The 13,475-nt window shown below is 66.4% G+C and carries 15 protein-coding genes and 1 riboswitch; of the genes, 12 read left to right on the top strand and 3 right to left on the bottom strand.

Going from position 1 to position 13,475, the window contains the following annotated elements:
• Positions 1 to 93: 93 nt before the first annotated feature.
• The 5 genes from gatC to E3T50_RS00800 are packed head-to-tail and all read left to right on the top strand — an operon-like array spanning position 94 to position 4,845.
• A complete protein-coding gene (gene gatC, locus E3T50_RS00820) occupies positions 94 to 390 on the top strand; it encodes an Asp-tRNA(Asn)/Glu-tRNA(Gln) amidotransferase subunit GatC (RefSeq protein ID WP_134464940.1) in 297 nt (98 codons plus the stop codon).
• A 2-nt stretch (positions 391 to 392) separates the two neighbouring features.
• A complete protein-coding gene (gene gatA, locus E3T50_RS00815; protein ID WP_134550145.1) occupies positions 393 to 1,940 on the top strand; it encodes an Asp-tRNA(Asn)/Glu-tRNA(Gln) amidotransferase subunit GatA in 1,548 nt (515 codons plus the stop codon).
• Positions 1,940 to 3,463, top strand: a complete 1,524-nt coding sequence (gene gatB, locus E3T50_RS00810; protein WP_241990680.1) for an Asp-tRNA(Asn)/Glu-tRNA(Gln) amidotransferase subunit GatB — start codon at positions 1,940 to 1,942, stop codon at positions 3,461 to 3,463. The genes gatA and gatB overlap by 1 nt, the downstream gene beginning before the upstream one ends.
• Before the next feature lie 3 nt (positions 3,464 to 3,466).
• Complete coding sequence (locus E3T50_RS00805; protein WP_134550144.1) at positions 3,467 to 3,739, top strand: hypothetical protein; 273 nt, start codon at positions 3,467 to 3,469, stop codon at positions 3,737 to 3,739.
• Positions 3,736 to 4,845 (top strand): VIT1/CCC1 transporter family protein, encoded by a 1,110-nt coding sequence (locus E3T50_RS00800; RefSeq protein WP_134550143.1) that lies wholly within the window; start codon positions 3,736 to 3,738, stop codon positions 4,843 to 4,845. Before E3T50_RS00805 ends, E3T50_RS00800 begins: the two co-directional genes overlap by 4 nt.
• Here the strand turns inward: E3T50_RS00800 and E3T50_RS00795 are convergent.
• The gene (locus E3T50_RS00795) at positions 4,842 to 5,645 is read right to left on the bottom strand and encodes a cache domain-containing protein (RefSeq protein ID WP_134550142.1); all 804 of its coding nucleotides are present in this window, start codon (positions 5,643 to 5,645) and stop codon (positions 4,842 to 4,844) included. The genes E3T50_RS00800 and E3T50_RS00795 overlap by 4 nt on opposite strands.
• The gene (locus E3T50_RS00790) at positions 5,642 to 6,448 is read right to left on the bottom strand and encodes a FadR/GntR family transcriptional regulator (protein WP_134550141.1); all 807 of its coding nucleotides are present in this window, start codon (positions 6,446 to 6,448) and stop codon (positions 5,642 to 5,644) included. The genes E3T50_RS00795 and E3T50_RS00790 overlap by 4 nt, the downstream gene beginning before the upstream one ends.
• 119 nt (positions 6,449 to 6,567) lie before the next feature.
• On the opposite strand from E3T50_RS00790, the gene E3T50_RS00785 reads away from it, so the two are divergent.
• The 6 genes from E3T50_RS00785 (at position 6,568) to E3T50_RS00760 (ending at position 12,335) form a co-directional block, all read left to right on the top strand.
• Positions 6,568 to 7,614 carry an ABC transporter ATP-binding protein gene (locus tag E3T50_RS00785; protein WP_134550140.1) on the top strand — a complete coding sequence of 349 codons (1,047 nt, stop codon included), beginning with the start codon at positions 6,568 to 6,570 and terminating at the stop codon, positions 7,612 to 7,614.
• A 27-nt stretch (positions 7,615 to 7,641) separates the two neighbouring features.
• Positions 7,642 to 8,835: an ABC transporter substrate-binding protein gene (locus tag E3T50_RS00780; RefSeq protein WP_134550139.1), complete on the top strand. Its 1,194-nt coding sequence runs from the start codon at positions 7,642 to 7,644 to the stop codon at positions 8,833 to 8,835.
• A gap of 32 nt (positions 8,836 to 8,867) precedes the next feature.
• Entirely contained in the window at positions 8,868 to 9,794 is a 927-nt protein-coding gene (locus tag E3T50_RS00775; protein ID WP_134550138.1) for an ABC transporter permease, read from the top strand.
• A gap of 9 nt (positions 9,795 to 9,803) precedes the next feature.
• Complete coding sequence (locus E3T50_RS00770; RefSeq protein ID WP_134550137.1) at positions 9,804 to 10,604, top strand: ABC transporter permease; 801 nt, start codon at positions 9,804 to 9,806, stop codon at positions 10,602 to 10,604.
• A gap of 177 nt (positions 10,605 to 10,781) precedes the next feature.
• Positions 10,782 to 11,990 carry a DNA polymerase IV gene (gene dinB / locus E3T50_RS00765; protein WP_134464920.1) on the top strand — a complete coding sequence of 403 codons (1,209 nt, stop codon included), beginning with the start codon at positions 10,782 to 10,784 and terminating at the stop codon, positions 11,988 to 11,990.
• A gap of 18 nt (positions 11,991 to 12,008) precedes the next feature.
• Entirely contained in the window at positions 12,009 to 12,335 is a 327-nt protein-coding gene (locus tag E3T50_RS00760; protein ID WP_134464918.1) for a hypothetical protein, read from the top strand.
• Between the two features lie 44 nt (positions 12,336 to 12,379).
• Here E3T50_RS00760 and E3T50_RS00755 read toward each other — a convergent pair whose 3' ends face one another.
• A complete protein-coding gene (locus tag E3T50_RS00755; RefSeq protein ID WP_134550136.1) occupies positions 12,380 to 12,643 on the bottom strand; it encodes a hypothetical protein in 264 nt (87 codons plus the stop codon).
• A 43-nt stretch (positions 12,644 to 12,686) separates the two neighbouring features.
• Positions 12,687 to 12,796: riboswitch (TPP riboswitch) on the top strand.
• A 32-nt stretch (positions 12,797 to 12,828) separates the two neighbouring features.
• On the opposite strand from E3T50_RS00755, the gene E3T50_RS00750 reads away from it, so the two are divergent.
• Complete coding sequence (locus E3T50_RS00750) at positions 12,829 to 13,473, top strand: ECF transporter S component (protein ID WP_134550135.1); 645 nt, start codon at positions 12,829 to 12,831, stop codon at positions 13,471 to 13,473.
• Positions 13,474 to 13,475: the final 2 nt, after the last annotated feature.

The following is a 13,475-nucleotide window of genomic DNA, read 5'->3' as shown; positions in this document are numbered from 1 at the left end:
GCGCGGGTGCGCACCTGGTGCGGTCGGCGGATCGGGCTCGCGGCGGCTGGCGAATAGAATTGGAGTATCCACCCCAATGCGTATCGGAGCACCATGTCTGAAATCACGGCCGAGCAGGTTGCCCATTTGGCATACCTTGCCCGGATCGACCTCAGCCCCCTCGAGATCACCGATCTCACCCACGACCTCGGCCAGATCGTCGACTCGATCGCCAAAGTCTCTGAGGTTGCCACCGCCGATACACCGGCCACGAGCCACCCGATGCCGCTGACCAACGTGTTCCGCGAGGACGTGGTCGTGCCCTCGCTGACGGTTGAGCAGGCACTGTCCGGTGCACCCGACCGCGCCGGGGACAAATTCCGCGTGCCTGCCATTCTGGACGAGGAGTGACCATGACCTATCTCACCAAGCTCTCCGCCGCTGCGCTGAGTGAACTGTTGGTCAGCAAGCAGGTCAGCGCCGTCGAGGCGACCCGCGCCCACCTTGACCACATCGCGGCGGTCGACACCGACCTGCATGCTTTTCTGCACGTCGCAGCCGACGCCGCCCTCAACACCGCCGCCGCGATCGATGCCCGCCGCGTTGCGGGTGAATCGCTGCACCCGCTCGCCGGTGTTCCGATCGCGATCAAAGACGTGCTCGCCACCCAGGACATGCCCACCACCGCCGGGTCGAAAATTCTCGAGGGCTGGGTGCCGCCGTACGATGCGACCGTCGTCGCCCGCCTGCGTGCGGCCGGGCTGATTCCGCTCGGCAAGACCAACATGGACGAATTCGCCATGGGGTCCTCCACCGAGCACTCCGCCTATGGCGTCACCCGCAACCCCTGGGACCGCGACCGCATCCCCGGTGGCTCCGGCGGCGGCTCGGCCGCGGCCGTTGCCTCCTTTCAGGCGCCGCTCGCCCTCGGCAGCGACACCGGCGGATCGATTCGCCAGCCGGCCGCCGTGACCGGCTCGGTCGGCGTCAAGCCGACCTATGGCGGCGTCTCCCGCTACGGCGCTATCGCCCTCGCGTCGAGCCTCGACCAGGTCGGCCCGGTCTCCCGCACGGTCTACGACGCCGCCCTGCTGCACGATGTCATCGGCGGGCACGACCCGCTGGATTCCACCTCGCTGACCGACAGCTGGCCCTCGATGGCCGCCGCGGCGCAAGCTGGCCTCAAGGACGGCGCCCTCAAGGGCGTGCGCGTGGGCGTCATCAAGGAACTCTCCGGCGATGGATTCCAGGCCGGCGTCACCCAGCGCTTCACGGAAACCCTTGCCCTGCTCGTCGCCGCCGGCGCCGAGATCACCGAGGTCTCCGCCCCGAACTTCGAGTACGCCGTCGCGGCCTACTACCTGATTCTGCCGGCCGAGGCCTCGAGCAACCTGGCGCGCTTCGACTCGGTGCGTTTCGGCATCCGGGTCAACCCGGCCAGCGGCTCGCTCACGAGCGAGCACGTCATGAGCGCCACCCGTGAGGCGGGTTTCGGCGCCGAGGTCAAGCGGCGCATCATCCTCGGCACCTACGCCCTGAGCGCCGGCTACTACGACGCTTACTACGGCAGTGCGCAGAAGGTGCGCACGCTCATTCAGCGTGATTTCGCCGCCGCGTTCAGCCAGGTCGACGTGCTCGTCTCGCCGAGCGCGCCGACCACCGCGTTCAAGTTCGGTGAAAAGCTCGCTGACCCGATGGCCATGTATATCAACGACGTGACCACCATTCCGGCCAACCTCGCCGGCGTGCCCGGCATGAGCATTCCGATCGGTCTGGCGCCCGAAGACGGCCTGCCGGTCGGCCTGCAGATCATGGCCCCCGCCAAAGCGGATGCCCGCCTCTACACCGTCGGCGCCGCCATCGAGCAGCTGCTCGAAGCGCGCTGGGGACACACCATGCTCAGCCAGGCACCAGCCCTGACCCCGACCGAAATGTTTGCCAGCGAAGAGGGAGCCGTTTGATGCCCAGCGCAGAAATGAAGAACCGGGCCGAATTGATGGACTTCGACAAAGCACTCGAACTGTTCGAGCCGGTGCTCGGCTTCGAGGTGCACGTCGAACTCAACACCAAAACCAAAATGTTCTGCGGTTGCGCCAATGAGTTCGGCTCCGGCGCCAACACGAACACCTGTCCCACCTGCCTCGGCCTGCCTGGCGGGCTGCCGCAGGTGAACAAGAAGGCGATCGAATCCAGCATCCGCTTGGGGCTGGCTTTGGGATGTGAGATCGCGGAACACTCGCGGTTCGCCCGCAAGAACTACTTCTACCCCGACACGGCGAAGAACTTTCAGACCAGCCAGTACGACGACCCCATCTGCCACGACGGTTCGGTCACGATCGAACTCGAAAGTGGCCGTCTGGTCACCGTCGAGATTGAACGCGCCCACATGGAGGACGACGCCGGCAAGCTCACCCACATGGGTGGCGCCACCGGACGCATCCAGGGCGCCGACTACTCTCTTGTCGATTACAACCGTGGCGGAGTGCCGCTGGTGGAGATCGTCACCCAGATGATCGAGGGCGCCGAACACGACGCCCCCGAGATTGGCAGGACCTACGTCGCTGCGATTCGTGAGATCGCCAAGGCCCTCGGCGTCTCCAACGCCCGTATGGAAGAGGGCAATGTGCGTTGCGACGCCAACGTCTCCCTGCGCCCGCGCGGGTCGAACGTGCTCGGCACTCGCACCGAGACCAAGAACGTCAACTCGCTGCGCTCGGTCGAACGCGCTGTGCGATACGAGATCCAGCGCCAGGCTGCCGTGCTTGCCGGCGGTGGCACCATCACGCAGGAGACCCGGCACTGGCACGAAGACACCGGAATCACGAGCGCCGGTCGGCCTAAGAGCGACGCCGATGACTACCGCTACTTTCCCGAGCCCGACCTGCTGCCGATGGCACCGTCGCGCGACTGGGTCGAAGAACTGCGCCTGACCCTGCCCGAGCCGCCCGCGGCCCGCCGCAAGCGCCTGCAGGCAGCGTGGGGTTTTGCGAACCTCGAGTTCCAGGACGTGGTGAACTCCGATCTGCTCGACGCGGTCGAAGCAACCGTCGCTGCCGGGGCATCCGCTCAGGCCGCACGCAAGTGGTGGACCGGCGAAATCGCCCGGCTCGCCAACGCGGCCGGGGTCGCCGCCGACTCGCTCGTGACACCGATACAGCTCGCCGCGCTGATCGAACTCGTCTCGGACGGAACCCTCACCGACCGACTGGCCCGCCAGGTGCTCGAAGGCGTCATCGCCGGGGAAGGTACTCCGGCCGAGGTCGTCGCCAGCCGCGGCCTCGCCGTGGTCTCCGACGACGGTGCGCTCATCGCGGCCATCGACGCCGCGCTGCTCGGCCAGCCCGACGTGCTCGCCAAGATTCGGGGCGGCAAGCAGCAGGCGGCCGGCGCCGTCATCGGCGCGGTCATGAAGGCCATGCGCGGGCAAGCGGACGCCGCGCGCGTGCGCGAACTCGTGCTCGAACGCGCCCAGGCGATCGAGTAACGCATGAGTGGTCAGAGCGCTGTTTTCGGAGTGGGCGTGCAGGTCATCGTGCGGCTCGATCGCACCCGGTTTCCCGAGTCTCTCATTGATGACCCGATCGGCGTGATCGTGGCGGCGGGGGAGTCGGAGGGCTCCGGGCTCTACGCACCGACCGTCGTGCGGGAAAAATTCTGGGTCGTTCGATTCGAGGAACCATTCTTCGGTCTCGACGGCTCCGGTCCGCACGACTCCGCGCGCATCCCGCAGAGTTTCCTGGAAGCAGCGCCGGAGGCGTGAACGCACTCACTCCAGAGCCGGGCGAGCGCACCCCGTCGACCCGCGACATCCGTCGGTGGCGGCAATACCTGGCGGACGAACAGGCCGAGGCCGCTGTGTATCGCGACCTCGCCAATCGTCGCGCCGGCGAGGAGCGCCAGATTTTGCTCGCCCTCGCCGAGGCCGAGGGGCGGCACGAAGAGCACTGGCGCCAACTGCTCGGCAGCGATATCGGCTCACCGAGGCGCGGCGCGCTGCGCACCCGCTTTTTGGCGCTGCTTGCTCGACGGTTCGGTTCGGTGTTCGTGCTCGCCCTCGCCCAGCGGGCCGAGGGGCGGTCGCCCTACGACGCGGATGCGGACGCGACCAATGCCATGGCCGCTGACGAGATCGTGCACGAAGAGGTCGTGCGCGGCCTCGCCGCCCGCGGTCGCAAACGCCTGTCGGGCACCTTTCGCGCCGCCGTGTTCGGTGTCAACGATGGGCTCGTCAGCAACCTCGCCCTCGTGCTCGGCATCGGGGCCACCGGCGTGCCGCCCGCGACGATCCTGTTCACCGGCATCGCCGGGCTGCTGGCCGGGGCGCTCTCGATGGGTGCCGGCGAATACGTCTCGGTGCGGTCCCAGCGGGAACTGCTCGAAGCTTCAAGCCCCGCGGCGCCGGCCAAGAGCGTGCTCTCGCACCTCGACCTTGCCGCAAACGAACTGACCCTGGTCTATCGGGCCCGCGGCATGTCTGAAGACGAAGCTGAGACCTACGCCCGCGGGGTGCTCGCCACCGCCTATGCGGCGACCGGACCGATTGCCGCGGTCAGCAGGCAGGCGCCGGAACCCGACGAGCATGAGGCCATCGGCACGGGAACCGGCGCGGCCCTGTCGAGCTTCTGCTTCTTCGCGTCGGGGGCGCTGCTGCCGGTGTTGCCCTACCTGTTCGGCATGAGCGGGTTCGCGGCCATCATCGTCGCGACCGTTCTGGTGGGCGTGGCCCTGCTCGCCACCGGTGCCGTGGTCGGCCTGCTCTCCGGCGGGCCGCCGTTGACGCGCGCCCTGCGGCAACTCGTCATCGGCCTCGGAGCGGCCGCGGTCACCTACCTGCTCGGGCTCGCCTTCGGCACCACGATCGGTTAGTCCGGCGCCCGGTCGGCCGCGGGTCCGGCCACGACGGCGAGCCCGGTTCGGCCGCACCACTGGAACGTGTGTGCACCGTGCAGCCCCACTGCGGCGTCCGTTGGCGCGGGGTCGGCCAAAAGCCTGGTCAAACCCGGCAGGCGCAGTAGCGCGCCGGTCGCGAGGTGGGTGTCGGTCGAGACGACCACCCGGCCGCTCGCGTTGATGACCGTCACCGCAACGGCGTCAGTGCCCAGGAGCGGAACGAGATCGCGCTCGATCTCATCGACCGACAGGTCGATCCCGACGACGCCGATGAGCTCGACGCCGCGGTACACCGGCAGCGTGAGCGTCAGGGTGTACTCATCGGTGCACAAATAATCCACATAGGGCCCGGTGATATGCCGTCGTCCGGTTTCTGCGGGAACCCGCCACCACTCCAAGGCGGTGTAGTCCCGAAAATTCTCGTCGAGAGGGTCTTCGAGCGTTTCCAGATGACGGATGCCGTCGGCCGGCAGCCTCGGCGACGCCGCGTTCTGCCCGCCCAGCCACCAGGCCAGGTGCCAGCCCAGAAAGTGCGGGGCCGACACAAAGCCGGCTCCGATCACCGTGCCGTCCGAGTCGGCGAACGCCCGGATCACCAGCCTTTCCACCAGGGGATCGAGTTCGGCCCGTTCGGCGACGCTGCCGGGACGCGCGCCATAGCGCTCCACCAGGTTTGCCCACTGTTCCAAGCGGGCGAAAACCGGGTCGAACACCGCGGCAATGGACGCGACCCAGGCATTGGTGGGGGGAGTCTTCTGCTCGGGAATGATGGTCATACGGGTGCCTCGCTCGAGACAGGCGTGGTCCCATTACCGGTGGTCGTCGACCTTCCTGTCCGTTCCAAGACTGACTTCGCCTCGATCAGCCACTCGATTGATTCGATGATCTGCGAGACGGTGAGCTGCCTCGCCCGAGCGCCATTCTCGGCGACGAGCGCGGCGACCGTCTCGCGTTGCACCGCACGGCAGCGTTGCCGTCGAAGGGGTTCACGCAGGCCGAGCCAGAGCAAGGAGCCAAATTCGGCCTGCAACCGCAACTCTTCGCGCACGAGGCGAGCGGACTGGCTGAGCGCGGCCACCTCGAGACGAAAGGTGCCCTGGCCGCGGCGCGCGGCATCCGCTGTGCCGGCATCGGTGCGGTCGAGAATGCGTTCGAGGTTGTCGACGTCGGCCGCACTGGCGCGGTCGGCGGCCAATTCGGCGGCGAGGCCGGCGATCGCGCAATAGTGCACGCCGAGGTCTCGCACCTGCACCCGGGAACAGGCCAGGAGGCGGTCCTCCTGCAGACTGGTGGCGCTCCCGCCGGTGAAGGTGACGAAGCTGCCGCCATCGCGACCACGCTTGGTCTGCACGAGGTTGTTGCGGCGCAGGATTTCGAGCGCGTCGCGCGCGGTGACCGTGGCGACGCCGAGCTGGCGGGCCAGTGCGGCTTCGCTCGGCAGCCGTTCGCCGTCGTGCAGCACTCCGAGCACGATGGCGTCGGTCAGGCGCTGCAACACGAGCTCGGCCCGCCCCGCACCGTCGAGCGGGGCGAAAATGGCCGCACGCGTTCCCGATCCGGCGCGAATGGACTTCGGCATGGGCGGCTCATTTCAGGTCGTGACACGACCGTAACATCCCGGCGTACTTTTATGACATCTAACTCCATATGATTACCCTGTGAGTGAGCAGGGAGCCAGCGAATAACTGAGGAGATCGTATGACCGGTGCGCAGCCCGCCATCCGTTTGACCGGACTGACCAAGAGTTTCGGCAGCGTCAAAGCCGTCGACGGCGTCGACCTCGACATTGGCGAGGGGGAATTCTTCTCCATGCTCGGTCCCTCGGGTTCAGGAAAAACCACGGTGTTGCGGCTGATCGCCGGCTTTGAACAACCCTCCAGCGGAACGATCTCCCTGTTCGGCCAGGACGTCACCGACCGCGCGCCGTTCGACCGCGACGTCAACACCGTGTTCCAGGACTACGCCTTGTTTCCGCACATGAGCGTGCTTGACAACGTCGCTTACGGACTGCGCGTGCGCGGTGTCGCCAAACGAGCCAGGCACCAGCAGGCCAGAGCGGCCCTCGACACGGTGCGACTGGGCGGTTTCGCCGATCGCAAGCCCAGCCAGCTCTCCGGCGGGCAACGCCAGCGGGTGGCGCTGGCCCGGGCCACCGTTGTGTCGCCCAAGGTGTTGCTGCTTGATGAACCGCTCGGCGCGCTCGACCTGAAGCTGCGCGAGCAAATGCAGGTCGAACTCAAGGAACTGCAGCGCACCCTCGGCATCACGTTTATCTTCGTCACGCACGACCAGCAGGAGGCGCTCACCCTCAGCGACCGTATCGCGGTGTTCAACGAGGGCAGGATCGAACAGCTCGGCACCCCGGCCGAGATCTACGAGCGCCCGGCTTCGCCCTTCGTCGCCGCTTTCGTGGGCACTTCGAACATCTTCGACGACAACATCTCGCAGGCGCTGCTCGGCCGCAGCGGCGTGCACTCGGTGCGCCCCGAAAAGATCAGCGTCACCACCGAGAACCTGCCCCTTGTCGCCGATCGCGTCGCCGCCGGGGTACTGGCCGAGGTCATCTACATCGGCAGCAGCACCCAACTCATCGTCGACCTCGATGCCGGCTCGCGCGTCGTTGTGCTCGAACAGAACGATGCGCACCGCGTGGCGACGAAGAATCGCGGCGCGCGCGTGACCGTCGGCTGGAACGACTCCGACATCGTCACCCTGGCCGCGTCTTCTCTTGTTTCCCGCCCCTGACCGATTGATTCACGAATGGAGAAAGTCATGAAACGCACCCCTGCACGCCGAACATCCCTCGCTCTCGCGGGCATCGCCATCGTATCGGTCGCCCTGCTTCTCACCGCCTGCGGCACCAGCCCGGGCGGCGGCACGACGAAACCGACCCAAGCCCAGACCGACCTCGGACAGATGGAGGGCAGCGTCTCGTTGCTGGCCTGGCCCGGCTATGTCGAAGACGGCAGCAACGACCCCGAAGTGGACTGGGTCAGCGCCTTTGAAAACGAGACCGGTTGCACCGTCACCAGCAAGACCTACGGCACCTCGGATGAAGCGTTCAGCCTTATGAAGACCGGTGACTACGACGTCGTCGCGGCCTCAGGGGACGCCTCGTTGCGGCTCGTCGCCGCCGGCGACGTCGCCCCGGTCAACACCGACCTCATCCCCAACTACGAGGGCATCTTCGACTTTCTGAAGATGCAGTCCTGGAACAGCGTCGACGGCGTCTCTTACGGCATTCCGCACGGCTACGGCGCCAACCTGCTCATGTACAACACGGAGGTCGTCACCCCGGCGCCCACCTCGTGGGACGTCGTCTTCGACAAATCGTCCGCCTACAAGGGCGCGGTGACCGCGTACGATTCGCCGATCTCCCTGGCGGATGCCGCGGTCTACCTCATGACGCACCAGCCGGAACTGGGAATCGAGAATCCGTACGCGCTCGATGAAACCCAGCTCGCGGCATCCGTTCAACTGTTCAAGGACCAGCGGGTGAACATCGGCGAATACTGGTCGGACTACCTCAAGGAGGTGCAGGCCTTCGAAACCGGTGACACCGTCGTCGGCACCACCTGGCAGGTCATCCGCAATTCGCTCGCCGAGGGAACCCCGGCCGAGGTCGTGCTGCCCGAGGAGGGTGCCACCGGATGGTCGGACACCTGGATGATCGCCGCCGACGCGAAGAACCCGAACTGTGCCTACGCCTGGCTGAACTACATCGCGAGCCCGGAAGCCAACGCGCAAGCTACCGAGTACTTCGGTGAGGCGCCGTCCAACGCCGGAGCTTGCGACTTCACGGTCAACCCGGATCACTGCCAGATCTTCCACGCCGGCGACGCCGAGTACGCCGCCCAGATCTGGTACTGGTCGACACCGATCGCGAAGTGCCTCGACGGGCGCACCGACGTCGAGTGCACCGACTACTCCGACTGGACCACGGCCTGGCAGGAGATCAAGGGATAACGGCACGTTCGAGCCAGATCGAAGGAATAACAATGACGGTTGACGCTTCCGCGCCACCCACCCGCGGAGCGGTGGTGCCCCCGCAACGGGGCACCATGGCCCGGCGGGGCTCGGTCTTTCTCAGCCGACACCCGCGTTTAAGGCTGTCGCTGTTGCTCGGTGCCCCCCTATTCTGGCTCGGACTGGTCTACATCGCGGCCCTCGCCGCGCTGCTGATCACCGCCCTGTGGACGGTCGACTCGTTCACCGGGCAGATCTCACAGACCTGGACCCTCGACAACATCGCGGCAGTGCTGACCGGGTCGCTCTACCAAACCGTGACGCTGCGCACCGTCGGCGTGGCCCTGCTCGTCACCATCATCGATATCGTCATCGCCCTGCCGATCGCGTTCTACATGGCCAAGGTGGCGAGCCCGCGGGCCCAGCGCATCCTCGTGATCGCCATTCTGATGCCGCTCTGGGCGAGCTACCTCGTAAAGGCGTACGCCTGGCGTTCGGTGCTCTCCCAAGGCGGAATTTTCGAATGGCTCGTCTCACCGTTCGGCGGACACAGCCCCGGTTACGGCCTGCCGGCGACGATCATCACCCTGTCCTACCTCTGGCTGCCGTATGTGATCCTGCCGATCTATGCGGGATTGGAGCGGGTGCCGGATTCGCTGCTGGAAGCATCCGGTGATCTCGGTGGCCGCACCTGGTCGACGCTGCGCCTGGTGGTGCTGCCGATGATCTGGCCGGCGATCATAGCCGGGTCGATTTTCAGCTTTTCACTCTCGCTCGGGGACTACATCACCGTCAACATCGTCGGCGGGGCCAACCAGATGCTCGGCAACCTCGTGTACACCAACGTCGGGGCGGCGAACAACCTGCCGCTCGCGGCCGCGATCGCGTTCATCCCCATACTGATCATCTTCGCCTACCTCGCCGCCGTGCGGCGCACGGGCGCGCTGAACAATCTCTAGGAGTTCGCCATGCGTCTGAGTCGACCGGCCCGCGGCCTGCTCGCGGCCATCACGGCCGTGGTTCTGGCCCTGATCTACCTGCCGTTGCTCGTGGTGTTCGTGAACTCGTTCAGCACCAGCCAGAACCTCACGTGGCCACCGCCGGGCTTCACCCTGGAGTGGTGGGCGAAAGCTTTTCAGAGCGACGGAGCCCTCGACGCGGTGCTGACCAGCCTGCAGGTGGCGCTCGCCTCGACGGCGGTCGCGCTCGTGCTTGGCACGCTCATCTCACTCGGGTTGCAACGCTTCGAATTCTTCGGCCGCGATGCCATCAGCCTGCTGGTCATTTTGCCGATCGCGCTGCCCGGCATCGTCACTGGCATCGCCCTGAACAACGCCTTTCGCACCGGCCTGGGCGTGCAGTTGTCCATTTTGACTCTCATCATCGCCCACGCCACGTTCTGCATCGTGACCGTGTTCAACAACGTGATCGCCCGGCTACGGCGCCTCGGGACGAGCCTCGAGGATGCCTCGTCCGACCTCGGCGCCGGCATCTGGACGACGTTTCGCCTCGTCACCTTTCCCCAGTTGCGGTCCGCGCTGTTGGCGGGCGGACTGCTCGCCTTCGCCCTGAGTTTCGACGAAATAATCGTGACAACGTTCACTGCCGGGTCGAGCGTGAAGACACTGCCGCTATGGATCCTGGACAACCTGTTCCGGCCCAACCAGGCGCCGGTCGTCAACGTCATCGCAGTGGTGCTCGTAGTCGTCTCGATCATCCCCATCTATTTCGCGCAGCGCATCGCCGGCGCCGAAAAGATCGTGCGTTAGCCGTTTCCGCCTGCCCAGCCGTACAACTCCTGCAATTTCAGGGAGCAGCCGCGGCTCTTCCCTACAACGCCTCAGTTCGGTGATTCTGCGACGGCAGATTGCAGGAGTTATGCCGGGGGATGGAACTCGACCGCTGGCTGGTAGTGCCGATGGCCCGGATCGGGTTAGGGTTTTTCGGTGGGCAGACAGGATGGCAGCGGGCGGCAGATCTCGGCGGACGGCGTCAACGACCGAACGTCTACCGTGCTGCACGTCGACCTCGATGCGTTCTTCGTCTCGGTCGAGCTGCTCTCCCACCCGGAATTCGTCGACCAGCCGGTGATCGTCGGCCATCGCGGCGGCCGTTCGGTCGTCACGGCGGCCAACTACATCGCCCGGAAATACGGCGTGAACTCGGCGATGCCGATGGCGCTCGCGCTGCGGCAGTGCCCGAACGCCATCGTGCTTGAGCCGCACATGGGGCTGTACCGCGACTTCTCCACCCGCGTCATGAGCATCTTCGACGACGTCACCCCGCTCGTGGAACGACTCGGTATCGACGAGGCCTTTCTTGACGTGGCCGGAGCGACCAACCTGTTCGGCTCTCCGGCCGTGATCGGCGAACTCATCCGCGCCCGCGTCTTCGCTGAGACCGGGCTGGTTTGCTCTGTCGGAGCGGCCTCGACCAAGTTCGTCGCCAAACTCGCCTCCGGCCTGGCCAAACCCAACGGTTTGCTCGTCATTCCGGCCGAGAAGACGATCGAGTTCCTGCATCCACTGCCGGTGACGGCTCTCTGGGGCGTGGGAGCCGCCACCGAGGTGGCGCTGACCCGCCTTGGCTTGAAACTCATCGGCGATATTGCGCACACATCGCTCGACGTGCTGAAGAAGACACTGGGGGAGGCATCCGGTGCGAAACTGTTCGAATTGTCCTGGGGGCGTGACCCGCGCGCGGTGACGATCGAGCGGGAAGAGAAAAGTGTCGGCCACGAGGTGACCTTCGAACACGACGTGACGGACCTCGACCGGCTGCGCAGCGAACTGCTGCGACAGTGCGACCTCGTGGCCGCACGGCTGCGCCGAAGCGACCTGGTGGCACGACGCGTCGCGCTCAAACTGCGTTACACCGACTTCAGCACGGTCACCCGGTCGCGCACCCTCGCCGAACCGAGCAGTGTCGGTCGCCGAATTTACGAGGAAGCCGTGGCCGCCTTCGACCTGCTGGCCGCGTCGGGCATTCGGGTGCGCCTGATTGGGGTGCGTGCCGAGCAGCTCGGCACGGCATCGGGGTCGGTCGGGCTGTGGGATCCGGACGAAGACTGGCGGGGCGCCGAGCTCGCGGTCGATTCCGTGACCGAACGTTTCGGGGCGGGAACCGTGCGTCCGGCCTCGTTCTTCAAGCACTAGTCGCGCTACCCTGTTGGAATGACCAGCCTCCCGGAAAAACTTGCAGAAACCTTCCGTTCCGCCGGCGTGAAAACGGCCTACGGTGATCCCGTGCAAATCGACGGCGTCACCCTGGTGCCGGTGGCGCTTAGCTACTACGGCTTCGGCGGTGCCGACACCGGCGAAGGCGGCGCCGGATCCGGCGGGGGCGGGGGCGGCGTATCGCTGCCGATCGGCGCCTATGTGAAGTCCGGCGGGACCGCCCGATTCGAGCCGAACGTCATCGCGTTGCTCGCAGTCGGTGTGCCGTTCCTGATCGTTGCCGGGCGAGCCCTGGCCCGGGTGATCCGGGCCCTGAAGAAGTAGCCCCGCTCTCTGGGCGGGGCCCGGGCGCGGGTCGTGGGCCCAGTCTATGAACGGGGCCTACGGCTTACCGGTAGGCGCGGGCGGCGCGGGCGGCGCGGCCAGCGCGCAGAGCGGATGCGGCGCGGCCGGCGCGGGCGCCGCGCGAACCGGCGGCGCACCCAGCGAGGCAAGCGTGGGCGCAACCAGGCCGGAAAGTGCCACGGGTCGCTCACGGGCAGGCCCTGCGCAATGCGGCGCCGCCGCAGGATGAATCGGCGGATCAGCACGAGGTACAGCGCCGCCAGCACGAGCAGGATGCCAATGCTCATGTCCTTGTCCCCATGCCGCAAGTCTAGGCGAGGCACTACAATTGGGAGTGATCACGGGAGTCCGGTATATCGGGCTGAGAGGAAGCTGACCAAGCTTCGACCGTCGAACCTGATCTGGATCATGCCAGCGCAGGGAGGCTTCTCAATCCCGTGCCCTGTATTCACCTACGGAAAGGGCACGAACAGTGCACGCTTCAAACACATCCACGCTGCCGGTCGCGGCGAAGAAACCACGCAACTTTCGCTGGCGTGTCGTCGACATCGTCGTCGCGAGCGTCATCGGCGTTGCGAGCGGGGTCATCTTCTGGGCCTGGGGCCTGGCCTGGTCCCCGCTCAGCGCGATCCTCGCGTTCACGCCGGGCCTCGAAGGCCTCCTGGCCGGCGGCTGGCTGTTTGCCGGGGTACTCGGCGGCCTCATCATTCGCAAGCCAGGCGCGGCCCTCTACACCGAAGTCATTGCAGCCGTCGTGTCGATGCTCATCGGTACCCAATGGGGATTTTCGACGCTCATCTGGGGAGTTGTTGAGGGCCTCGGCGCTGAAATAGTGCTGGCCCTGTTCTTCTACGCGAACTGGCGCCTCGGCGTCGCGCTGCTTGCCGGCGCCGGCGCCGGCGTGGCCGTAGGCCTGCTCGACACGACCTTCACCAGTTATTCGGCGCTGGATTTTGGTTTCAAGGTCATTTATTTCGTATCCGCTGTCGTGTCGGGAACCGTGTTGGCCGGTTTGCTGTCCTGGCTCGCGGTCCGTGGCCTCGCCCGCACCGGCGCGTTGAGCCGGTTCGCCGCGGGCCGGGAAGGTTCTCGAGCGCCCTCCGCCGCGCTCAGCTAGCG

The sequence above is a fragment of the Cryobacterium gelidum genome, from assembly GCF_004403985.1.
In the GTDB taxonomy this organism is placed as follows: domain Bacteria; phylum Actinomycetota; class Actinomycetes; order Actinomycetales; family Microbacteriaceae; genus Cryobacterium; species Cryobacterium gelidum.
The sequence above is the reverse complement of the archived record's forward strand: the minus strand, read 5'-3'. Positions and strand labels throughout refer to the sequence as shown.